The 22577-nt window shown below is 36.2% G+C and carries 20 protein-coding genes and 1 other annotated feature; of the genes, 5 read left to right on the top strand and 15 right to left on the bottom strand.

What is annotated here, in order from left to right; all coding sequences use genetic code 11:
- Positions 1-198 precede the first annotated feature (198 nt).
- Together AC6IWN_RS08985 and lon are read left to right on the top strand one after the other, a co-directional pair.
- Positions 199-762: a TetR/AcrR family transcriptional regulator gene (locus AC6IWN_RS08985; protein ID WP_497992040.1), complete on the top strand. Its 564-nt coding sequence runs from the start codon at positions 199-201 to the stop codon at positions 760-762.
- Positions 763-871: 109 nt separating this feature from the next.
- Positions 872-3253 carry an endopeptidase La gene (gene lon / locus AC6IWN_RS08990; protein ID WP_497992041.1) on the top strand — a complete coding sequence of 794 codons (2382 nt, stop codon included), beginning with the start codon at positions 872-874 and terminating at the stop codon, positions 3251-3253.
- A 96-nt stretch (positions 3254-3349) separates the two neighbouring features.
- Here the strand turns inward: lon and AC6IWN_RS08995 are convergent, their stop codons facing one another.
- The 5 genes from AC6IWN_RS08995 to AC6IWN_RS09015 all read right to left on the bottom strand — a co-directional run bounded on the left by AC6IWN_RS08995 (position 3350) and on the right by AC6IWN_RS09015 (position 7654).
- Positions 3350-4048: an SGNH/GDSL hydrolase family protein gene (locus tag AC6IWN_RS08995; protein WP_497992042.1), complete on the bottom strand. Its 699-nt coding sequence runs from the start codon at positions 4046-4048 to the stop codon at positions 3350-3352.
- 214 nt (positions 4049-4262) lie between these two features.
- Positions 4263-4406, bottom strand: a complete 144-nt coding sequence (locus tag AC6IWN_RS09000; protein WP_497992043.1) for a hypothetical protein — start codon at positions 4404-4406, stop codon at positions 4263-4265.
- Positions 4396-4707, bottom strand: a complete 312-nt coding sequence (trxA, locus tag AC6IWN_RS09005) for a thioredoxin (protein WP_497992044.1) — start codon at positions 4705-4707, stop codon at positions 4396-4398. Before trxA ends, AC6IWN_RS09000 begins: the two co-directional genes overlap by 11 nt.
- 302 nt (positions 4708-5009) lie before the next feature.
- Complete coding sequence (locus AC6IWN_RS09010; protein WP_497992045.1) at positions 5010-6800, bottom strand: esterase/lipase family protein; 1791 nt, start codon at positions 6798-6800, stop codon at positions 5010-5012.
- A 107-nt stretch (positions 6801-6907) separates the two neighbouring features.
- Positions 6908-7654 carry an EFR1 family ferrodoxin gene (locus AC6IWN_RS09015; RefSeq protein ID WP_497992046.1) on the bottom strand — a complete coding sequence of 249 codons (747 nt, stop codon included), beginning with the start codon at positions 7652-7654 and terminating at the stop codon, positions 6908-6910.
- Positions 7655-8100: 446 nt separating this feature from the next.
- Here AC6IWN_RS09015 and AC6IWN_RS09020 point away from each other — a divergent pair, with 446 nt between their 5' ends.
- A complete protein-coding gene (locus AC6IWN_RS09020; protein WP_497992047.1) occupies positions 8101-8694 on the top strand; it encodes a cysteine peptidase family C39 domain-containing protein in 594 nt (197 codons plus the stop codon).
- A gap of 141 nt (positions 8695-8835) precedes the next feature.
- Here the strand turns inward: AC6IWN_RS09020 and AC6IWN_RS09025 are convergent, their stop codons facing one another.
- From AC6IWN_RS09025 to AC6IWN_RS09050, 6 genes are all read right to left on the bottom strand, one after another.
- Positions 8836-10173: a C45 family autoproteolytic acyltransferase/hydrolase gene (locus tag AC6IWN_RS09025; RefSeq protein WP_497992048.1), complete on the bottom strand. Its 1338-nt coding sequence runs from the start codon at positions 10171-10173 to the stop codon at positions 8836-8838.
- Positions 10174-10711: 538 nt separating this feature from the next.
- Positions 10712-11848, bottom strand: a complete 1137-nt coding sequence (locus AC6IWN_RS09030) for a sodium ion-translocating decarboxylase subunit beta (RefSeq protein ID WP_497992049.1) — start codon at positions 11846-11848, stop codon at positions 10712-10714.
- A 257-nt stretch (positions 11849-12105) separates the two neighbouring features.
- Positions 12106-12158, bottom strand: a sequence feature (sodium ion sensor (DUF1646 type); this cis-regulatory element may regulate processes involved in with the transportation of sodium ions).
- Positions 12159-12176: 18 nt separating this feature from the next.
- A complete protein-coding gene (locus AC6IWN_RS09035; RefSeq protein ID WP_497992050.1) occupies positions 12177-12374 on the bottom strand; it encodes a hypothetical protein in 198 nt (65 codons plus the stop codon).
- A 33-nt stretch (positions 12375-12407) separates the two neighbouring features.
- Positions 12408-14834: an ABC transporter permease gene (locus AC6IWN_RS09040; protein ID WP_497992051.1), complete on the bottom strand. Its 2427-nt coding sequence runs from the start codon at positions 14832-14834 to the stop codon at positions 12408-12410.
- Complete coding sequence (locus tag AC6IWN_RS09045) at positions 14794-15552, bottom strand: ABC transporter ATP-binding protein (RefSeq protein WP_497992052.1); 759 nt, start codon at positions 15550-15552, stop codon at positions 14794-14796. The genes AC6IWN_RS09040 and AC6IWN_RS09045 overlap by 41 nt, the downstream gene beginning before the upstream one ends.
- 281 nt (positions 15553-15833) lie before the next feature.
- Positions 15834-16400 carry a TetR/AcrR family transcriptional regulator gene (locus AC6IWN_RS09050; protein WP_497992053.1) on the bottom strand — a complete coding sequence of 189 codons (567 nt, stop codon included), beginning with the start codon at positions 16398-16400 and terminating at the stop codon, positions 15834-15836.
- Positions 16401-16644: 244 nt separating this feature from the next.
- On the opposite strand from AC6IWN_RS09050, the gene AC6IWN_RS09055 reads away from it, so the two are divergent.
- Positions 16645-17619, top strand: a complete 975-nt coding sequence (locus AC6IWN_RS09055; protein ID WP_497992054.1) for a hypothetical protein — start codon at positions 16645-16647, stop codon at positions 17617-17619.
- Positions 17620-17906: 287 nt separating this feature from the next.
- Here AC6IWN_RS09055 and AC6IWN_RS09060 read toward each other — a convergent pair whose 3' ends face one another.
- The 3 genes from AC6IWN_RS09060 to AC6IWN_RS09070 form a co-directional block, all read right to left on the bottom strand.
- Complete coding sequence (locus AC6IWN_RS09060) at positions 17907-18542, bottom strand: GNAT family N-acetyltransferase (protein WP_497992194.1); 636 nt, start codon at positions 18540-18542, stop codon at positions 17907-17909.
- Between the two features lie 67 nt (positions 18543-18609).
- Positions 18610-19557, bottom strand: coding sequence for an NAD(P)-dependent oxidoreductase (locus tag AC6IWN_RS09065; protein ID WP_497992055.1), 948 nt, complete (start codon positions 19555-19557; stop codon positions 18610-18612).
- A 254-nt stretch (positions 19558-19811) separates the two neighbouring features.
- A complete protein-coding gene (locus AC6IWN_RS09070; RefSeq protein ID WP_497992056.1) occupies positions 19812-20654 on the bottom strand; it encodes an SDR family oxidoreductase in 843 nt (280 codons plus the stop codon).
- A 275-nt stretch (positions 20655-20929) separates the two neighbouring features.
- Here AC6IWN_RS09070 and AC6IWN_RS09075 point away from each other — a divergent pair, with 275 nt between their 5' ends.
- Positions 20930-21907 (top strand): AraC family transcriptional regulator, encoded by a 978-nt coding sequence (locus AC6IWN_RS09075; RefSeq protein WP_497992057.1) that lies wholly within the window; start codon positions 20930-20932, stop codon positions 21905-21907.
- Between the two features lie 54 nt (positions 21908-21961).
- On the opposite strand, the gene AC6IWN_RS09080 is transcribed toward AC6IWN_RS09075, so the two are convergent.
- The gene (locus tag AC6IWN_RS09080) at positions 21962-22561 is read right to left on the bottom strand and encodes a nuclear transport factor 2 family protein (protein WP_497992058.1); all 600 of its coding nucleotides are present in this window, start codon (positions 22559-22561) and stop codon (positions 21962-21964) included.
- Positions 22562-22577: the final 16 nt, after the last annotated feature.

The following is a 22577-nucleotide window of genomic DNA, read 5'->3' on the forward strand; positions in this document are numbered from 1 at the left end:
TAAAGATTTGATACAAAGTAATTTAAAAATTGTTTTAAGTTTATCGATACATTACCATTCACTTAATACCATTCATAGTTACATTCTACAATTTAAGTCTCCCCTTTTTCACTTTATAATTTTTTTATTTATTCTTATAAAATTTTAATTGACTATAAGTGAATGATCATTTATTATAAAACTATATCGAGGTGGCTTATGAGAAGAAAAGATAATGAAAAAGAAAGATGTATCAAAGAAGCGGTTATAAAGCTTATCCTTCAAGAGGGCTTTCATGGAACTTCTATCTCAAAAATTGCTAAAATGGCTGGTGTTTCACCGGCAACCGTATACATTTACTTTGAAAACAAAGAAAATATGCTGCAGGATATTTATAGCGAGTATTCCGAAGAACTCTATGATTATTTGTTAGAGCAAATCAGCCGGGATATGGAGGGTTATCAACTCATTGAAATGCTCGTAAGAAGTTATTACAACTATATATTGGAGCATAGAGAAGTTTTCAGCTTTGTGGAACAGTTCTCCAACTGCCCTTCCCTGGCGAACAGTTGCTCCGGTAAAACAGGAATCTGTAATATCTACACACTGATCACGGAGATGAAGAAGAATCAGATTATAAAAGATTACAATAATGATAATCTGCTGGCGATTATTTTCTATCCGGTAAAAGCGATTGCGACGGATCATCATAAAACGGAGGAAGAACGAGCGCATTTGCTGCAAGAGATGATCAAAATTATACAGACAGCAATTCTTATATAAGTCCTACCTGCGGGATTATTTTGTCGGATAAAATCTTCAAAAAATCTCGCAATTATTTAACCTATAATTAAATGAACATTCACTTATACTCATAGAAAGGATGATATATATGACAAATTTAGATAATAATAATCAAAAGGGAATTGTAATTCCCGTATCAAATACCGTATTATTGCCCGGCGTTGTGACAATGATTTATTTGGAATCACCGGATGAAGCACAACTACGCTACCTAGAAAGCGATACTACTGCAAATATCGCTCTTCCACTCAAACAAAATGTTGACAGCGAAGAACGATTGGAAGAGGATTTTTACAAAATCGGCGTATCTTTTCTCATTAATAACGTTGAGAGGAAGGAAACCGGCGTTCGCCTGACGGTTGAAATCACTGACAGAGTCGAAGTAACGGAACTTCATATTGAGGACGGCATTATACTAGCCGAATACGAAGTAAGCCCGGATATTATAGATTTAGATGAGAAAGCCAATGAAGAAGTTCTTGGCTACTTGAAAAAACTTGTTCGTGAAATCAGCGAAAAATTCCGTGGTGGAGATCAGTACATTAAGATTGTCAATGAATTTGAAGACATCAATACGTTGATTGGATATCTGAGTCAGTTTATGCCATTGTCAAATCAGGCGAAATATGAATTACTCAAGATAGAGTCCTTAAAGGAACGCAGCTTGCATTTCATGGATGTTTTGCTCAAGCAAAAGGAATCCATCGAGCTAAATATGCAGATAAATGAGAAGTTCACCGAGAAGGCGAATAAACATTACAGAGAACAAATGCTTAGAGAGCAGTTGAGAGTCATTCAGGAGGAACTGAATGAGGGTAAACGGGAAACCACCAAGAAGGACAAAGATTATTTAACAAGAATTGAAGAAGCACAGATGCCGGAAGAGATTAAAAATGCTGCTCTAGAGGAATTGGACAAACTGGAATCACAAGGTCCCTCCGGTACAGAGCAGAATGTAATACGTAATTATTTGGAGCTATTAATCCAACTGCCCTGGCAAAAATCAAAGTCCGAGCCTACGAATCTTGAGAAAGCACGCACGATTCTGAATGAACAGCATTATGGCCTTGAAAAAGTAAAAGATAGAATCATCCAGCACTTAGCAGTTTTACAATTGAAGAGAGACAAAAAAGGCTCTATCCTCCTACTTGTAGGTCCTCCCGGTACCGGCAAGACAAGCCTTGGCAAAAGCATCGCAGAAGCGCTTGACCGAGAATATATTCGATTAAGTCTTGGTGGAATTCGTGATGAGGCCGAAATCAGAGGACATAGAAGAACATATATCGGCGCTATGCCTGGCAGAATCCTACAGAGCATCAAAAAAGCCGGATCTACAAATCCCGTTATGATTCTCGACGAGATTGACAAGTTGATGACCGGAGGTTACAGCGGTGACCCCGCCAGTGCTCTTCTTGAGGTACTCGACCCAGAACAGAACAACAGCTTTACTGATCATTATCTGGATTTACCATATGATTTATCCGATGTGTTTTTTATCGCAACTGCAAATTCACTGGAATCCATTCCGGGACCTTTGCTGGATCGAATGGAAGTCATTCAGATCTCCAGCTATACCTCAAACGAGAAATTCCACATTGGCAAGAATCATCTTATCCCATCTGTGTTACAGGATCATGGTTTAACTAAGGAACAACTGGTTATTGAAGATGATGTATTACAGAAAATTATTGGAGATTATACTCTGGAAGCCGGCGTAAGAGGGCTGAAAAAGCAACTGTCTGCACTGGCAAGGGTAACATCGGAGAAAATTGTCTCCGGTACTACTGCCCTCCCCTATACGATTAAAACTGATGAATTGGAAGATATCCTAGGACGACAAGTCTCAAGGCATGATAAGGCACAACAGGATAATCCTCCCGGTGTAGTGACGGGTCTTGCATGGACACCTGTAGGAGGAGAAATCCTCTTCATCGAAGCCACTGATATGCCGGGCGGCGGGGATGTGATCCTAACCGGAAAGCTGGGAGATGTTATGAAGGAGTCGGCAAGAATTTCCCTGAGCCTTTTAAAATCAAGACTTCCGCTGAATACGGTAAACTTCAAAGAACGTGATCTACATATTCACGTTCCCTCTGGATCAGTTCCCAAAGATGGCCCATCAGCAGGTATCGCTTTATTTACAGCATTGGCATCCCTTATCACCGGAATGAAGGTTAATCCGAAAATTGCAATGACCGGAGAGATCACCTTAAGAGGTGCCGTATTACCAATCGGAGGCTTGAAAGAAAAGCTATTAGGTGCACAGCGTGCTGGCATCACGAAAGTACTCATCCCAAAGGATAATGTTACTGATCTAAAGGATGTTCCGGCAGAAGTAAAGGAACAATTGACCATCATCGCTGTTGAAACCGTAGAGGATGTCCTTCGAGAAACACTTGGGATATCACTACCAAGAATTGAACATATTTTCGTGCCACAGGGATCTAGGGATTTTATTCTAAATGAATAATGGCAAACTAGAACGAGAAAAGGATAGTACTTTATGGGTACTATCCTTTTACTTTTAATCCTTTTACTTTTAATCCCTTTAATTGCTCTACTTACGTTATGCATACAGAAATCTATTAGCAAAACTATTAAATGACGATGCAATGACTTTTTGACCTAATGTATTCGGATGAGTTCCATCCTCACAAAGTAACTCTTTGACATTCCCGGACTTTATAAATTCTCCTCTTAAATCAACTAAAGGAGTTTGTGTTTCCAATGCAATTTTTTCAATCATTTTAGAATAATTCTCCTGATGATAGTAAATGTTTTTGATCTCACCTAGCCACATCAGTATATTTTTTTTATTTAAATCTCTGCAAAACCAATTAAAAAAGTTTTGTGGTTCTAACGGAGGTAATGTAGTCAATATTGGCAATATCCCTTTCTTCTTTAACATATCAATGATATCACAATATGTTTCTTTAAATAGTTCAATTGGAGTATTTGGAGAATAAATACCCTTAGGATTTTCCGAAATTGCTTTCCAATTATAATCACAATCATTTCCGCCGTAATCCATTAAAATTGCGTCGCATCTTATATTTTTCTCCAAGCCTTTTTTGAGCATATTTCTTCCTTTTGTTACTGTACATCCAAAGCTCGAATAATTTTTAATTTGAATCGCGTATTTTTTGCTTAGCATTTCTATATCAATATTATTATTAACATAATATTTTTTATTTTCAGGATTAATTTGAATTCCCTTCAAAATCGAATCCCCGTATACTCCTATATTCATCATTTTATCTAGCATATCTTCATCACCCATTTCTTATTACTTTGTTATATAGTATTCATAACTACATGATAAGCTATTCATTATTATTTGTCAAATTATATTTCTACTAGTATTCTACAAAATGATTATACAGATGTTACCGGTAATTTTCAGATCCTTTAAAGAATTCAAAAATTCAGATACCACATAGAAGAGGCTGGCAATTAATTGCCAGCCTCTTCTATGTCTACTAAATAGTTCCTCTCCGTTTCACATTCAAATAGGATACTGCTGATAATGCTGCAACATTACCCTCTCCCGCTGCTTTGATATACTGATATGGTTTTCCAACAACTTCCTTCTTAGTCCAAGCTGTCTGTTTTCTATACTTCAAGCAACTTTAAAATATCTACTTTTGAAATTAGACCAACCGAACGTTTTACTAACTGTCCATCTTTAATAACAAGTAAAGTTGGTATCGAAGATACCCCATACTTTTGTGCCAGTTCCGGTGCTTCATCCGCGTTCACCTTTACAACCTTTACCTGGTTGTTCTCCAGCGCCACTTCTTCCACAATAGGACCAAGCATTTTACATGGTCCACACCAAGGTGCCCAGATATCTACCAATACCGGTATTTCTGCCTGCAAAACTTCCTGTTCGAAATTATTTAAATTGATATTTTTAACTTCCATCTTAATTCCTCCATTATAAATTTTATTTTTTTAATTAAATAGATACTGCAATACATTTCTCCAATTTTCACATTTCACCTTGCTACTCTTTCTGGTTTTGCGCTTTTAAATTGTATGCAATCTTTACAAATACATTGTATACAATTTAATTGCTAATGTCAAGATACTTTTCATAATATATTTAATTAAACATGTGTATCTTCATCAATCATCTTTCTGAATAACAGTAAAAAACTGCCACCAAAGCCTATCGGCTCCGGCGGCAGTTCATATGTATTTTGGGTTAATGTATTTTGGTTAGTCTATAATCCTTTTGCTTTGAGTCCCTTGACTATATCTACATAGGATTCACAAACATCAAACTCCTGAATATTCTTTCTCATCAAGTCAATCATATCTCCATGCGAAACCCCTCTATTTCTTTTTGTTGTATAACACCCCAAATAGTTACCGTGCTTTGATGACTCCACCGTAACAAAGCCATCGTTTTCCCCTTCCTTCGGTGCAATCAACGCATAGCCGATGTTCAAAGGGAATCCAGCACTGAACATACTACTCATTTTCGATGCAATACTTTGATACAGAACTCCTTCTTTATTCGGAACCTTTTCATTAAACTCCGCGCATTTTTCTGTCGTCAAATCATATATTCCGCTAAAAAAATCCGGTGTTTTATCACCAAGTTTTAAATACATTGAGTTATATTTTTTAGCAAATGCAAGCACAAATTTTTCCGGTAATTTCTCTAATATGTTATCAACAAATCTGCAACCTTTATGAGGCGTGCCTATCGAAGTTAAGGAGGCAATATGTTGCTCAATCCCCAAACAGCTGATTGCATATCTTGCATCTAGCCCGCCTTTTGAATGACCAATGATATTAACCTTATCACAGTGTTCCTTTTCCATGATATTAAGAATTTGCTCTTTGATCTCATTTGCACACACTTCCATGGAAGTTGCTGACTGCTGGCTTCCGTAGTAAATAGTTGCTCCGTTTTTAATTAACTCTCGGGGGATTCTTCCCCAATAGTTAAATACCTGCCAGTCCCTCCAGAATATACCGTGTACAAGTAAGATCGGGTATTTTGTTTTGCATATTTCACTTTCTTTTCTTTGGTTATTTAATTCCATCTTTGATACTTCAAAAGTGTATTCTCTACGAACGATATGACAACATTTCCAAAAAAATATTATATTTAATAATGGAATCCACCAAGTGAAAAACAATAATATTTTTAAAGTAATACCTACTTGTGATGATAATATGATAACACGCAATAGTCCATTCCATAGCAGAATTACAATACCGACCAAAGACACTAGGGAATTGATAACGATGGATGGAACTGGAATTATCCCCACTTTATGAGTTAAAAATATGTATAAATATATCAGTAGTTCACATACAAAAACAACAACAGCATTAACAAGCAACTCATAACCACCCATCATGATTGATAAGTTCTTTGTACCTTCTGTCTGTTTAATTGGAGTGATATTATATTTTAGAAACATATCACTGAAGGAATTGTTCATGACGGCAGCATAACTCTGATAATATACTCCTAGTGCATCCGGATTATCCTTATTAAATTCTTTTGCAAAACCAGTTTTAAACTGTCCACATACTTTGTAAAAATCCGGCTTTTTATCGCCGAGTATTCGAAACCACAAATTCGCAAATACTCCTACTATTCTTATTAATACATTTGGTAATTTAAAAATCACATCCATTGTTTTTGATCCATGATGAGGTGTTGCAATAGTAGTCAAGCTTGCAATCTTAGATGACATATCCAGTGTAGAAATTATATATCTTGATTCTAGTCCCCCTTTCGAGTGAGCGACCAGGTTGACTTTCTCTGCACCGGTCTGTGCAAGTACCTTTTCGATTCTGTTTTTTACTACCTCAGCATTATCTTCTATCGTCGCCCAACTATCCTGCTGCCCATAAAATAATCTACAACCATGCTTTGTTAAAACCTTGGGTATTCTCCCCCAATAATTCAGATGTTTTCTATCCCGAAAGCCAGCCCCATGGATTAAAACAACAGGATACTTTGTCTGACATTTATCACTTATGTAATTCAATTTCCCATTTCTCCATTTCCTCGCCTACAGAAGCCGAACAATAACTTCACACCTCGCCCCGCAACATCAATACACCATCTCCAATTGGCTCGGATTAACAGCAATTCCTATTTTGGACACTGATAACGCGGTTTACCTACGCTACCTTTTCCATATTCAATCGCCTCCGTGGGACATTTACAGATACACGCCATACAGTGGGTACATCTCTTGCCCCAAACAGGCTTATTCTCTAATAACTGAATATTATTCAATGGGCATTCTGTGACGCACTTGCCGCAGCTGATGCATTTATTATCAACCCGAAATTTATCTGCCTTAACAATAAAGGGATAAAACCATACATTAACAACCGAGCTTCTTATCTTATCTGATGTAGATGGTATTATGTTCTGAAAATCAGCTTTATTGTGAATTGTTTCTATGCATTCCTTAATATCTGGCTCTGCTCGCTCTATGATCTGTTTTGCTTCTTCCTGTTCCGGAGCCTCATAAAGAGCTATGTAATTTTCCGGCATTACAATACCCTTTACACCGCGAAATAAAAACCGTTTCTTTTTGCACAGCACGGACAAATATTTTTCTGCGTTTCCTATGTCATTTCCACAGGTCAAGATAAAATATGCTGGTATGTTTTCACTAAATTCTGTTCTTTCAATCAATTGTTCAACTACCTTTGGAATTCTCCATGCATAAGTAGGTAATACAAAAACCAGTGGTTTTTGTGTATCAATACGGGAATTATCGTTTGTCTTTATTCTACCGTTTATGGATAGTAGATCATCTTGTAACGCTTCCGCTAGCCTTTTTGCAATATAAGCACTATTACCTGTTCCACTAAAATATAAAATCATAACTCAACACTCCTTTAAGGCACATATGTAAGAGAAATTTTAATTCACATTCATCCGATTGCTTTTTTCCAACAGTAGGAGCTGGAATGAACTCCCTAAATTCATCTGCTATCATACCTTCCAAATCCCTGCTTACTAGCATAAAACCAACATATATTGATAACATCAGGAAAAATTTCTCTTATCTGAATATATCATAAATCATAATTGTATTTTCCGCCAGCGTTTTTATACGACATTAGCTCTGGGAAGCTCGATATTGAAATTCCTTCTTTCATCACACCCTTCATATATGTTCCCTCCTCAATAATGTTAGGCCAGTCTCGGAATGTTTCCCTCCAAAAAGCATACTGTTTTCAAATCTAACCCAAAACACATTATTCGACATTATTTCATATATTATTATTGTAGATCTTTTTCCTAATTTTAATAAGGAGTGATAAATAATGCAAACTGAAATTGAGAAAATTGCTAATTCCAAAATAGATATTAATACCTGTAATCACTTTGTACCTGTACCATTATGTTATCAGGAAACCATATACACTTGTGGCGTTGCTTGCGCTCAATCAATACTTGCAAATTACGGTATCGTATATCGACAGGATACATTGATAGAGTTGTTACAACAAAAGCCAATATTTGGTACAGATTATCATAACATCATTAACTTTATGCAAAAGCTTGGCTTCCAAGCCTCATTTAACATAGATATGAACATCGATATTGTTAAATCTTATATTGACAACAAAATTACTCCTATTCTTATCATACAGGCTTGGAAAGATGACAATATTGACTATGAATTTGACTGGAAAGATAATCATTATGTAATCGCTTGCGGATATGATGATCATAGGATTATATTTATGGATCCTTTTACACTCGGAAACTTTACCTATATTAACAACTCTGAACTTATGAAACGTTGGCATGTAGTAGATCAATTCGGTAATCATAATTACTTCAGTGGTTTAATTATAAAAAATGAAAACTTGCCAATAATATACAATTCCAATATAATAAAGCATCAAGATTAATTATTTAGTTGAAATGATTTTTCTCGAAACTATATTAATATGGCGGGTAAACAGTTACCCGCCATATCTATGTGCAATAAACTTTAATACTCAAAAACAAATCAATACCTGCCGCCCTGAAAATAATCAATCCTCAACATTCTATTTACCCTTAAAAAGCGTCCATGGCTGCGCCGGGCGATCCTCTAGAAAATCTCTCTGCCATTCCCATTGAGGATGTTCCTTTAAAAACACTTCAACATTGAAAGGTATACAGCACGACCTGCCGTATCTCGCCCAAAAAGAAAAATCTTTTACAAGACTGCTTGATACTACTTTACCATCAACTGCACCTCCGGGATTAAAGGGTTTATCTCCTGTCTTGCCGGTATATTCAAAGGGATCAACATCTGAATGCCCACATATCGTACGATTACTTGGTTTGTATATGCCCAAATAAATATCATAATGATCTTCCAACATTAATGCACCATTCTCTATATCGATTTTTCCATAATTATTCTCCAAAAGTTGTTTCCATCTTACTCTTCGTGCTCCGTTCCCTCGTATATCATTATACTCAGTATCCTCGCACTCAAGATTTCTGATTTGAACATCCTCTGCTTCGTTAAATCCACTAAAATATCCATTCTTCAATTTGTCAAAACTGCTGTACGCAAGACCCAATTCAAAGCGAGCAATTTCATTTGTATTGGTATCTCCAAGAAGCCAGCTATTTGCGATTCCTCCATTATTATCTTTTTCCATGATACATGCCCATTCTTCCATTGTCCTTGCATATTGCTTCGCTTTTCGCACACGCGAAAATTCTGGAACTCCACCTTCTTTATAACTACAAAACCCGTTTATCGTAGTAGCAGTACCCATAATTCCGGCACCCGTAATAAAAAAGTCCGACATGCTGTGAATGAATCCAGGAATGCTTTGCATCATTATTCTATATCCATCCGTAGGTATAATATCAAGAATTACATAAAAGTATTGTGCCAAGAAAAAATCCCACCAAGTATTATGCCCCATCACTATTCCATTATCTTTTGTAGCATTTCCTGTGGCGATAAAAGCACTGCAACGCTCCTTTTTATCATTTACCCAACTCTCCATATTACCTTTATGACTTGGCCACCAATAATATATAAGCTCAATATAGCCATTCATCACCAGTAAAGCATCAAATGGAATTTTATAGCCAGCCGCCTCTGCTCCATCTATAATTCCTTGCATCTCTTCAATATATTCCCCATCAATACGAGGTAAAAAGAGCTTATGTGCTACTTCCATAAAATACTGAATATTTTTTCCCGTATTTAAATATGTAATAGAGGCCAAATTATTAAAAACATTTGAAATATCCTTCGCTAGATGATATCCATGTTGAAATCCTCTTTCACAAGGAGTACCTTCAATATGTAAAAAAGTCCAACCATTTTCTCTGAATAAGTACGAACTTGTCATATTAACATCTTTATCATTATTCATGTATACCTCCCACATCACCATTACCCTTAGTTATGAAAACTGTATGCATGAAACAATTACATGTATGTACTGTTATTCACGCCAATCCCCATGATATATTATAGGTGATTCATCTTATAACAGTATATTCCCCTGCTTATTAATTGTTCATGTAAAAAGATACAAACCCTAAAGCAAAATTCCCCCAAACTTTTAGTCTGAGGGAACTTAAAACACACTTCAATATTTATTTTAATTTTTCAAAACCCTTCATATCAATATATAACCAATCTGAATATATTTATCAATGATATTATCTTCAAAGACGTATATATCTATCATTTGTAAAGGATTGATTGAAATTTCTGAAACTCCTTCTCGGTGCAATCGAAATGCTTGTCACCGACTAAAACTCCGATCCATTGGTTAACTTCCTCTCCTAACTCTAATAAATATAACCAAATCGGACTATAAAACGTTGTTCTTGATGATAAAGTAATTATAACAAAAATCCAGTAAATTACAATATAATAGAGTAATTTACTGGATCGTATCGAATTTAACCAAACAATGATAAGAGAATACCTGCAGCCACAGCGGAACCGATCACACCTGCCACATTTGGTCCCATAGCATGCATCAGTAGGTAATTGCCAGGATTGGCTTTCTGTCCTTCAATCTGTGATACACGAGCAGCCATCGGAACAGCAGATACACCTGCCGATCCAATGAGAGGATTAATTTTACCCTTTGTCACCCAGCACATGAACTTTCCGATTAATAGTCCCCCAATGGTACTGAACATAAATGCTACCAACCCAAGTATTATTATTCCTAACGTTTGTGGTTTCAGAAATTCGGAACCGGTTGCCGTAGCACCAACGGTAACACCAAGAAAAATTGTTACAATATTAATTAGTGCATTCTGAACCGTATCGGATAGTCTCTCAACAACCCCTGATTCTCTAAATAGATTCCCTAACATAAGCATCCCAATTAGCGGAGCCACCGATGGTAATAGTAATATACAGAATATTGCTACCGTGATTGGGAAACAGATTTTTTCCATCTTGGATACCGTTCTCAATTGTTCCATTTGTATCTCGTGTTCTTTTTTCGTTGTAAGTAATTTCATAAGTGGTGGCTGTATTAATGGTATAAGAGCCATATATGAATATGCGGCTATGGCAATAGAGGCTAACAAATGAGGAGCAAGCCGGGTTGTCAGATAGATTGCAGTAGGGCCATCTGCACCTCCTATAATTCCGATAGATGATGCCTCTTGAGGAGTAAACCCAATAATATTAGCTATAATAAATGCTATCACGATACCAAACTGTGAGCCCGCTCCAATTAATAAACTGCAAGGACGTGCTATTAACGGACCAAAATCTGTCATAGCTCCAATACCCAAAAATATTAAGGAAGGATAAATCCCTTTCTTAACCCCTAAATATATGTAATATAATAACCCACCGATATCGCTGGAATCGGATGGTGCATCCATTAATCCCGTTAAAGGCAGATTTGCAAGAAGCATGCCAAATGCAATCGGCAATAAAAGGAGGGGTTCAAATTTCTTCCCAATGGCAAGATATATAAGTACGCAGGATACTATAATCATTAGAATGGACTGCCAGGTGAGAGACGCAAATCCAGAGCCAGCTAATAATTTAATAATTGAATCAATAAACATTGTCGATCTCCTTATTTTTTATTTTTATATATCTGTTTTAATTTCTGATTCATGATCTATTCTTTTCTAATCCTCTGATAATATAAGAAAATATCTTTATTAAAACCCAAAGTATACCTAACACAATAAACACTACTACCATAACAAATAAAGCAACAAGAATCGTTTCAGATATTGACATTTTTTCGCCTCTTTTCTATTATCAAATGTATTAAAAAGTATTTTTCGGTAATAAAAAAAGAGAACTTCAATAACGAAGCTCTCCACCCTTTAAGCTCAAAACTTGAAACAGTTTAATAAACTGCCAACCGGATAATACAAATTAATTTTAACATTTAAAAATCAGACTGTCAATTACGATAGATTCATGTTCAAGCACAGTCACCTGAATTCCAAAACTTTTTAATTCCAGTCTTGGGGCATCACTTATTGCTTCTAAAGAATGCTTTGATGCACAACAAACATAAAAAGGAGGGTTTCCTAGTACCGAACCTCCGCTTTCATTTACTTGCAGATTTTCCAACACTTGGAGACCCTCTACTACTATTATTATTATTATTTATTCTGTAACTAATGAATACGCGGAAATTTTACGTATTCTCCAAGTAATCAGCATGGATAATAGGTAAGAAAACACAACGGTTGCAACTCCAAACGAAACTATCCAATATGGATCTACAATAAATCCAGCTTTCATTACACCCATGCTTTTCATGGAAAGTGACATCATCGGGTTTGTATAAAATGCTCCTAGAAGCGTTCCTATTACAGCACCTATAGTGATTGGAATTGTAAAGCTGATGGAAAGCTGATTCATTAATTGATAAGTGGTAAAGCCTATTGCTTTTTGAATTCCAAGCTCCCGTTTTTTGCGAATTACTGAGGAGCTGATAACAAAATATAATACTAAAGTAACTACAAGCAGGGTAATAACTAGCATTGCTAGCCCCATTGCGGCTACTACCTTCTGATAGGATGCCATCCCCTCTGCCATTCCTTTATCGAAATTTACAGCAGTAAGTAACATGCTCTTATCAAATTTACTCTCTAATTTGGTAACGAATTTTTCGGCATCCGTTCCTTTATCTAAATAAATATATAAGGATTGGTGTTTAAAATTTTTGTTCAGCCTTCCATAGTCTTTTGTAAGAATGGAGGTGTTCAGTCCGCCCATCTGAGAACCGTTTGATAAACCAACTACATTAAATTTTTCCTTATTTTCTCCAAAACCAACAGTAACCTTATCACCAATGGTTTTATTCAGTCTTCCTGCTAATATTCCGGCAAGAGTGATTTCATTTTTATTTTTCGGGTATCTTCCTTCATACACCAGTTTTGTCTCTTTTTTATCATAGTTATCCATTACATAAGCTGCAACTTCCATACCATCGACTTTTATTTTCACTTCGTCTAAATACTGTACCTTCCAAACATCGTCCATATTTTTGATGGTTTTTACTGCTTCTGCTTGATCTTTCTCCGGATTAAGCACCGCAATTGCATTGCAAATTTCCATACCTGGAACCTCAGCAAAAGCTTTTGTATCAATTGTTGTATTGTAATACATAATCACGCCAAATACTCCGCTGAATGTAACTGCAATAAGAATAACAATTATCATTACATTTTGTTTCATACTTTGTAATACAGATTTCAATGCTAAAGCAATCGGCAAATTGCGATTAGCCTTTTCTAGCTGCAAGTGATTTCTTTTATACTTGCGAGCAGTGGTTTCCCCACGGAGTGCATGAATAGGACTCAACTTACTGATATGACGTGCTGCTATGAATGCTATGAAAGTAACAATCAATAGTAATATTAAGAATGCTATCCCACTGATGCCGGCATCAAAACCTTGTTCCCATTTAAGCCCTGATTGTTGCTCAAACACTGAGGAGACTGCTGGTAATGTAGGGTAAGAAAGAGCAATCCCAATAAGACTTCCAATACCCGCAATCAAAGAAAACTGGAGTATGACAGAGAGAATTATTTGCTTACTTGTATAACCGACGGATTTTAAGGAACCAATCTTCATGATATCTTCTTCAATGCTGTTTACAATTCTGAATCGAACGACCAGCAAACATACAATCACAATAATCGCTGCAAAAATCACCATCATCGCCGAAACCATGGTTGCCATCATACAACGAGCCATCTGAATCAGTTCTACATCAATAGTAACAAGCATGGTAGACGGATCAGCTGCCATTAACGAAGCTGAATTTAAATCAAGTAAATCACGAATTCCGTTTTCAATGGATGGTACGTTTTTCACATCATCTACATTCGTAAATACTACATGAGTGAGGTATTCGGGTTTATTTAAAATGCCTTTTACCTTCTGATAAGTATCTTTCGGAAGATAAAAGCTGATATATCCGGTGTCTGTAGAACTAAAGTAGACATCTTCGGTATAACCTTTTACGATAAAAGTCATCGATTTATCTTCTTTTGTTTCTTCATCGGTATATTTAAGAACAATTTTGTCATTTAACTGATAGCCGCTGACCGCTTTGAAAATATCCGGAATATAAACAGACATATCTTCGGCCTTCAAATGTTCACCAACGAATTTCCACTTGCTTATATCTCTTTTTTCATCCATATTAGTGAACATGATCGGAAAGGATTTATCCTCCCCTTTGGATAAAATTTTTGCATCAAGCAGTAGACCTTCCAACGTTTGTGTTTGCTTTACATGTTCATTTTTATCAATATAAGTTTTAACCTCATCTTTATATATCTTATCCGGTAATGCAAAATATGCGTCCGATGATTTAAGTTCCTCTTTTAGATTGCTAAAATAACTGCCATAGTTGATTACAACCAAAAGTCCTGCGTTTAAAAGAAGTGCCGCAATGAGAAACATGATCACCAAAGTCGCAGAGGAAGATTTTGTTTTACGTATATTCGCAATTGCTTGCATCCATAATTTCTTCACATTACCACCCCATTTCAGAAAGGAAGGCTTTGAGCTTTTCATGTCGTGTTTTATCTCCACTCACATATTTACCCAAATTGCATTCACCGCTGATTACACCATCTTTTATATAAATGATTCGGTTTCCACGTCTGGCAGAACGTAAATCATGTGTAACCATAATAATGTTTTGACCCTCATTATTGATATCAGTCAAAACATCCAGCACCGCATTTCCCGATGCAGAATTCAATGCTCCGGTTGGTTCATCAGCAAAAACAACCCTGGGTTTATTTATCAAAGCACGAACAATTGCGGCACGTTGATTTTCTCCACCCGAAAGCTGGGTCGGGAACTTTCTCCATATCATTTCAGTTAAACCAACCTTTTGCAGCATTTCTTTCGCATTTGCAATAATAGACTTTTTGTCTCCACTAACCAAAAGACCGCTTGCCAATATATTATCTAAAACACTCATATTTTCTAATAAGAACATTTGCTGAAATACAAAGCCACAGTTTTTCCTACGAAATACAGCCAACTTATCGTTGTTTAAATTAGCAATATCGGCGTCAAAAAAGTGAACGGCTCCGCTTGACGGTCGATCCATCCCGGATAATGCATAAAGTAAGGTGGATTTACCCGCACCCGATGAACCCATAATAACTGTGTAATCACCTTCATAAAACTCGATATCAAGATTTTTTAATACCTGCTGTTCCTGCGTACCTGACTTAAAGCTCTTATTGAGCTTATTGGTCTTTAATATAGTCTTTGCCATTCTTTCTCTCCCTTTAAAAGTTTTTATTAGAGAATGGAATTCTGAAATACAATTCCTATCATTCTTTGATGCTATTCCAACCTCATTACAATAATTACATTATATTGGTAATTGTTAGAATGTAAATAGCTGTCACTTAAGAGGTGAGTTTTTGAAAGTAAGAGGTGATCTTTTGCTTGTGAAAGTATTAAAATAGGCTCCCAAACACCGAAACCTTCCACTAAGTGCGAATCATCAAGCTTGAGAAAAACAGGTTATGGAATAATGATGTAAATGGCTCATTAATAAAAATCTTTCGATACTGCTTCTGTCGCTTTATCAATAAAAGCTGCAATTTTACTGGGACTTTCCTTCATACCGCTATTGACCCACTTTTCTATTACGGCTATCGTGCCATATGCGGTAAATGTATACCAATTATTGAATAACTTTTGATCAATATACTTTTCTTCCTTCTTCCATTTCTCAATATTTAATTCGTGGCTAATATAAAGAATACGTTCTAATACTTCTTTATTTCCATTCTCTGAAAATAATACTCCACATATATTGCTATTTGCTTTTATATACTTGCAAATTTCATATGATAGTTTTCCATAAGTTTCAGAGTTCAAAGTACGTTCCGCAACCTGTTTGATCTCTTCATATAACTCATCTTCAATATTTGAAAGAAGTTCAAACTGATTCGCATAATGTGAATAAAAAGTATTACGATTTATGTTTGCTTTCTTGCAAATATCTGTCACTGTAACTTTGCTGATAGGATGCTCTTTCATCAGTTCCAGTAAACTGTTTTTTATAATCATCTTTGTATATCTCACTCTGTGGTCTGCCATTTCGTATGCCATAATAATAACCATGCCTTTCTACATAGCCTGCAAACTTTGGGCCGCAGGCACAAATTTGCGTGTGAAAAATCTATGATTTTACACACTACCCTCCCTAAACAATTTAGTGAACGAACAAATCTTATCTGATTTGTAAGATATCGAACGTAATGTTATCGAACTGCCTGTTGATTAACTAACACTGTGTAATTATAATATATTTGAACGTTCAACTCAATCATAATTTTAACTGGAGGTACAAACAATGGGAAATATAACGATAGTTCCTGTATGGATTTTTCAAGATATTTTAGTTCTAATCATTGCCGCATTAATGGTCTTCTATATCATTCAAAACGAAGAGCGTCCAAAGATTGTATTAATGCAATTCATAGGTTTTGTCTTTTTCTACGCCGCAGCCTTTGAAAATGTTGCGGTATCTATGGGACTTTTGGGAAATGAAGGTTTTTACGCATATGGGCGTAGTATCCTAATGATTTTCAACATACCATTAACTGTTCCAATTATCGAATTTCTTATCGTTTACTCAACGTTACGTGTTTTGAAGACGATAAATATACCGTCATGGACGAAACCATTCATTACTGGACTTTGTGCTATGATTTTTGACTTTTCACTGGATCCAGTCGCAGTAAAACAGATTTTTCAGACTTCGGAAGGAATCATTGGCAGGTGGAGTTATTACCCGATCCCTGGTGAACCTGTTATATATGGGGAACCTGTTATGAATTTTACTGGATGGATTTATATAGCCGGATACTGGACAGCCTTTATATTAATCGGTGAATGGTGGCATAAAAAGAAAGGCTATAGTACTCTAGTTGGTTATTTATATCCGATATTGGCTTCCATTCTTTCTCTCGTTTGTTTGGTTTCACCTTTATCCAATTTCTTTAATTTTATGGGACCATTTTTCCCCAGAACTTCTAATATGCAATGGGTAATGTTGATTGCACTTTCTGTAATTACAGTGGGAGTTTTAGTGATAGCCTTCGTTAAGTTCTGGGATCGTCGGTTTGTTAGCTCTTTGAATTACAAAAAAGATTTTCCAATCATGTTTACTTTCCTGGGTATTCCTCTGGTTAATACTATATTCTGCATTATTGGAGGGTACACGCAGGTATTATGGCTTGTTATTCTGGCAGAGGTGTTATTATTGCTCGGCTGGTTTGGAATTTATAGTTTGAATAAAAAGTTTTTTCTAAGAAAGTGCTCCTAACAAGTTAGCTAAAGATTTCTATAAGCAAACTGTAAGGGCTTGCTGCCTGTGTAGAACATAACCGCTTAAGGCGGGAATTTAAAAACGGCGGTTTTTTAATAAAGATATTCTATCGAGACAATTGGAATTATACCCCATTTATTAAGGCGTAATTTTAAGCATAAAAAATCCCCTTATATATCAGATATTTATTTCTGACATATAAGGGGACATTAGGGTTATCGATTACTCATCAATCCACTAACAAATCGAACGTTGTCGCTTATCCATATACCACCAAATGAAACTCATTGCATAATGGAATGACTGTGAATATAAAATTCTTCCTGACTTGGCTGATATTGTTTCTCCAAGCTCTCCAAAACAGCGTCAAAGCGCTCAACTTCTTGTTCATCTAACTCAAATACAGGACTCTGACAGTAAACCCACTTTCTTCCGTCCAAGACACCTGATTTGAGTTCTTTTACCATCATTGGTGACGGAAATGTACCATTTTCAAGACAGACATTGTACCTTTTGCAACTCTTAAAACCACGACTAACATAATTATTCGGATTCCCAAATATTACAATTGTATCATAACCTAGTGCAGACGCTTGTTCAAAGGAGTACTCAATTAGTTTTTTGCCATAGCCCATTCTCTGATATTCCGGCAAAATACATACAGGACCGAAAGTAAGGATATCTTTTTCATCCCCAGACTCTTCAATTAGTCGTGCTTTCGTATACATAATATTTCCGATGACCTGATTATCAACCTCAATCACTAGATCCAACTCCGGAAGAAAGTCTTTGTGAGAGCGCATAATATGAACTAAATAATGTTCATTACACCCCGGAATATACAGATTCCAAAAAGCACTCCTTGTGATTTCTTCCACTCTCTCATAATCTGCTTGCTCTTCCTTCCTAATCTTAATAATCTTGTTCATTTCTAGCCCTCCGATAATTTACTTAAGACCATTTTAGATAATGTATATAACAAAATGCCTATGATAACTGATTGAGCTTGCTTTCAGGTTCTTTGCCATTTTGTACACGTTTTATATTATGCACAAAGAAATCATATCTCTTTTTATGGAATTTGAGTCCGTCAGGCATGCCTGCTGTATGAGGTGTAAGTAACACATTATTCAGATTACGAAGCTCACTATCGATTGGAAGAGGTTCCGTTTCAAACACATCAAGGCATGCTCCCGAAATTTCTCCGTTTTTCAAAGCATCTATTAAGTCCTTTTCATTTACAATTCCACCACGAGCGGTATTGATAAATAGTGCTGTATTCTTCATTTTCTTGAATACTTCTTTGTCAATTAGCTTTTTGGTTTGAGGATTCAAGGCTGTATGTACTGTTACAATATCTGATGTGCTTATAAGATCATCAAAATTAGTTATTTGAGCAATCCCATCAGACTGTGCAACAGCATGTCTTGCATAAACCAGCACATTCATATCAAAGACTTTGCAAAACTCGGCTACTTTTTTACCAATAGCACCATAGCCAATAATTCCGATCGTTTTGCCGCTTAACTCACTTCCAGTATAGTACAATTGATTTTGATCTATCTTGCTTTTCATGAAAGTATCAAGAAAAGGTATGTTTTTATAATAAGACAATATTAATGCCATTACGTGTTCGGCCACTGCCTGAGCATTTACTCCTGCCGCATTGGCCGCCCAAATGCCGAGTTGCGTGCAGGCATCAATATCTACATTATCATATCCAGCACCAGTCTGTACTAATTTTAATTGCTTTGCTTTTGAAAGAAGATCGCGGTCAATCTTCACATGTTCAGGTATGATAACTTGACAATCTTCAATATGATGCAGCATTTCTTCCCCTGGCGGAACAATTACGATGTTCCATTCTTTTGGAAAACTTCTTACAATATTCAATTTTGAAATTTCAGTAAAATAGCCGACTATGAGAACTTTCATTACCAAACCACCTTTCATACTTTATATACAAAGAAATTCGTCTCCTTGTATGTAATTGTATCCAAGGATCATCTTTGCCAAGTACTATGAGAAAAACCTAGATTTCAATGTTTTACTCTCCAATTTAGTATAGTTAGTCCTCCTTATATAGTCAAGTTCTATTCCAGATCCTTATTAGCGACCTATTAATTTCCTTTTATTTTCTATGCTCATTTTTAATATAGATGTTAATGACCTCTCCTATCTTCTACATTTTATTCATTAGCAGTGAAATCAGTGGAAAATGCAAGTTCTTTTTGTGCTTCAAGTTCTTCAAGACGATTTGAAAGTGATTGATGGATTGTATTATAAGCTCCACTACCAAGAGCAATTCTTATTGGTGCCGGCTTTTGGTCAGCACTGTCAATCATGACTTTGACCATTCTAGCAGGATCACCACTAGGAACGATCGAACTATCTTCAAAACCGCGTCTTGCATTATGTGCTTGAGAAATCGAGTAGGCCTCTAGCTTTTGACCCAATACTATACTATGATGTGTAAAATTCGTACGTGCTCCGCTTGGCTCCACTATTGTAAGGCTTATGTTAAAAGGAGCGATTTCCTGTCTTACTGCTTCGCAGAAGCCTTCAATTCCCCATTTCGTTGCATGGTAGAGTGACCCTCCAGAGAATGCAGTTTGGCCTGCCGATGATGAGAGCTGAATGATATGCCCTTCTCCTTGAGCACGTAGATACGGTAAGGAAGCTCTAATCAAATGAATAGATCCAAGAAGATTGGTGTTAATCTGATGAGAGATTTGGTCAATAGTTAATTCTTCCGCTGCACCAATAAGGCCATAACCAGCGTTGCTTACAATAACATCGATTTTCCCAAGTTCCTGGAAGGCTTGACCGACAACCTCATAAATGGCTGTTGTATCTGTAACGTCAAGATGAGCCACTTGAAGAAGAGCACCGTATTTATCCTTAAGGTCATCTACTGAATTCATATTGCGAACAGTACCAGCAACTTTATCGCCCCTCTTAAGAAGTTGTTCCGTCATATGACGTCCGAATCCACTGTTAATACCAGTTATAAACCAAGTTTTTTGTCTCATTTCTCTATACCTCTTTCTTATATGATTTAATAGTTTAAACATCAAGTTTGACAACCATATTATCACATGAAAGATAAAAACATTATATAACAATAATATTTAAAACTTGCCTAATTCTGCAAAGGATTAATTCAATGAATTAATGAGAAATAGATTGATTTTTGATATAATATTTACTATAGTTTTAAAAGCTATTATCATTGAATTATAGAAACGAAGTAAGATGTGGAAATTATCAGCAAATAGTTTAAGAATAAAGGCTGGGTGATAAATATATGCTAGAACAAAATGAAAAATCAAAAGAAGAAGTATTATTTGAAGAAAGTAATCTTATTAAGCAAAAGGCATTGCATTCTATAATTGATATGACAGAGAGGATAGAGAAAACGGATGGAAATACCAAAACAATAATCCCATTTTTTTCGTTTACCAGGCACAGTCATGAAATTCCTATCACTCCCGGAGTTATGAAACCTGCATTTAGTATTATTCTTCAAGGAAGAAAGGAGTTTCATTTCGGAGAGGAGACGATACAATTTAATGCAGGTGATTTCGCAGCGTCTATTATTGATATGCCTTTATCCGTACAAGTGATAGGTGCATCAAAAGAGTTACCTTGCATTAGTCTGCGTATTGATTTTACTACAAGCGAAATTGCTTCTGTGGTGATGGATGCTCATATTGAATTTGACATAAAGAATAAGAAACTTTATTTAGGTACATTTGTAGGGAAATCAGATGAGGAACTGTTGGATTTATTTATTAGACTTTTGAAGCTAATAGATCGACCTAAAGATATTTATTTTTTATCGGAGCTTATTAAGCGTGAAATGATTTATCATCTATTGACTGGAGAGTATGGATACTTGTTTTTTCAACAGTTGCTTGCTGACCAGCAAGCAACTGGAATCGGTAAAGCTATCGAATGGATCAAGGAAAATTATACCCATTCCTTTACCGTGGAAGATCTAGCAAAATCAAATAATATGAGTGTATCAGGACTGCACCATAAGTTCAAAGCTGTAACTGCCATGAGCCCCTTACAATATCAGAAAGAGCTTCGTCTTCATGAAGCAAGACGACTCATGCTAAGTGAGTCGATGGATGTTACTACTGCAGCCATGGAAGTCGGTTATGAAAGCTCCTCTCAATTTACTAGGGAATATAAGCGGCTATTTGGACAGCCACCGCTTAAAGATATAAAAGCTTTGCGAAACAGTTTTGAACATGGTGAATTTCAGAGTAGTATTTAAGGTGTATCTTTTATGGTAAGTAAGTTTACACTCTGTAGGTTTTATGCAGTTACCTTAATCATTATTCAGCCATTTCTCGACCTTAGAAAGCAATGCTTCCCGCAACGCAGGGCGGTCATCTCCCGGCAGTTCCTGGTCTATGGTATGATCCTCACTCTCTATCATACTTGTTAACAGCGCATAACTGGGTCGATAGGCATTGGAGGGATGTACCGATGCAGGTGAAACCGGTACAAGGCTATCCTTTTCATATATTGCATCCAGTGAAGCGATTTTCCATATATCCTCCTCCTTAAAAGCCGTATAAACAAGTCGGACATACGATGATAAATCCATTGGAATGCCATCAATCTCTTTTCTGGTCTGTATACACGCCATGCATACTGCAACCGCTCGCTTACCATTGAGCCAGACAAGGGTATTATAGAGCTTGTGCGGTGCAACAGTTTTCATTTTACTGGATGCCTCGACAAAGCCATATCCATCGCCCTTATACCAGGAAATCGTTACTTTTGCATCTTCCGCATAACATTCCTTCAACTGTTCCCATAATGCATTATCACGGCAGAAGCGTTCAAATTCTATCAGTTCCTTAACGGCGAATTTATCAAGGATGACTTCGACTGTATTTGTTTCTGGTTTGCTAAATAGCATAATGACACCTACTTTC

The organism is Variimorphobacter sp. HTMS_6 (assembly GCF_059717775.1).

Excerpts from the sequence above, each read along its gene's own strand:
- AC6IWN_RS09025 (WP_497992048.1), bottom strand. The coding sequence starts at position 10,173 with ATGAATAATGATAAAGATGTTAATATGACAAGTTCGTACTTATTCAGA.
- AC6IWN_RS09045 (WP_497992052.1), bottom strand. The coding sequence starts at position 15,552 with ATGGCAAAGACTATATTAAAGACCAATAAGCTCAATAAGAGCTTTAAG.
- AC6IWN_RS09075 (WP_497992057.1), top strand. The coding sequence starts at position 20,930 with ATGCTAGAACAAAATGAAAAATCAAAAGAAGAAGTATTATTTGAAGAA.
- AC6IWN_RS09030 (WP_497992049.1), bottom strand. The coding sequence starts at position 11,848 with ATGTTTATTGATTCAATTATTAAATTATTAGCTGGCTCTGGATTTGCG.
- lon (WP_497992041.1), top strand. The coding sequence starts at position 872 with ATGACAAATTTAGATAATAATAATCAAAAGGGAATTGTAATTCCCGTA.
- AC6IWN_RS09055 (WP_497992054.1), top strand. The coding sequence starts at position 16,645 with ATGGGAAATATAACGATAGTTCCTGTATGGATTTTTCAAGATATTTTA.
- AC6IWN_RS09015 (WP_497992046.1), bottom strand. The coding sequence starts at position 7,654 with ATGATTTTATATTTTAGTGGAACAGGTAATAGTGCTTATATTGCAAAA.
- AC6IWN_RS09080 (WP_497992058.1), bottom strand. The coding sequence starts at position 22,561 with ATGCTATTTAGCAAACCAGAAACAAATACAGTCGAAGTCATCCTTGAT.
- AC6IWN_RS08995 (WP_497992042.1), bottom strand. The coding sequence starts at position 4,048 with ATGCTAGATAAAATGATGAATATAGGAGTATACGGGGATTCGATTTTG.
- AC6IWN_RS09040 (WP_497992051.1), bottom strand. The coding sequence starts at position 14,834 with ATGAAAAGCTCAAAGCCTTCCTTTCTGAAATGGGGTGGTAATGTGAAG.
- AC6IWN_RS09070 (WP_497992056.1), bottom strand. The coding sequence starts at position 20,654 with ATGAGACAAAAAACTTGGTTTATAACTGGTATTAACAGTGGATTCGGA.
- AC6IWN_RS09065 (WP_497992055.1), bottom strand. The coding sequence starts at position 19,557 with ATGAAAGTTCTCATAGTCGGCTATTTTACTGAAATTTCAAAATTGAAT.
- AC6IWN_RS09020 (WP_497992047.1), top strand. The coding sequence starts at position 8,101 with ATGCAAACTGAAATTGAGAAAATTGCTAATTCCAAAATAGATATTAAT.
- AC6IWN_RS09050 (WP_497992053.1), bottom strand. The coding sequence starts at position 16,400 with ATGGCATACGAAATGGCAGACCACAGAGTGAGATATACAAAGATGATT.
- AC6IWN_RS08985 (WP_497992040.1), top strand. The coding sequence starts at position 199 with ATGAGAAGAAAAGATAATGAAAAAGAAAGATGTATCAAAGAAGCGGTT.
- trxA (WP_497992044.1), bottom strand. The coding sequence starts at position 4,707 with ATGGAAGTTAAAAATATCAATTTAAATAATTTCGAACAGGAAGTTTTG.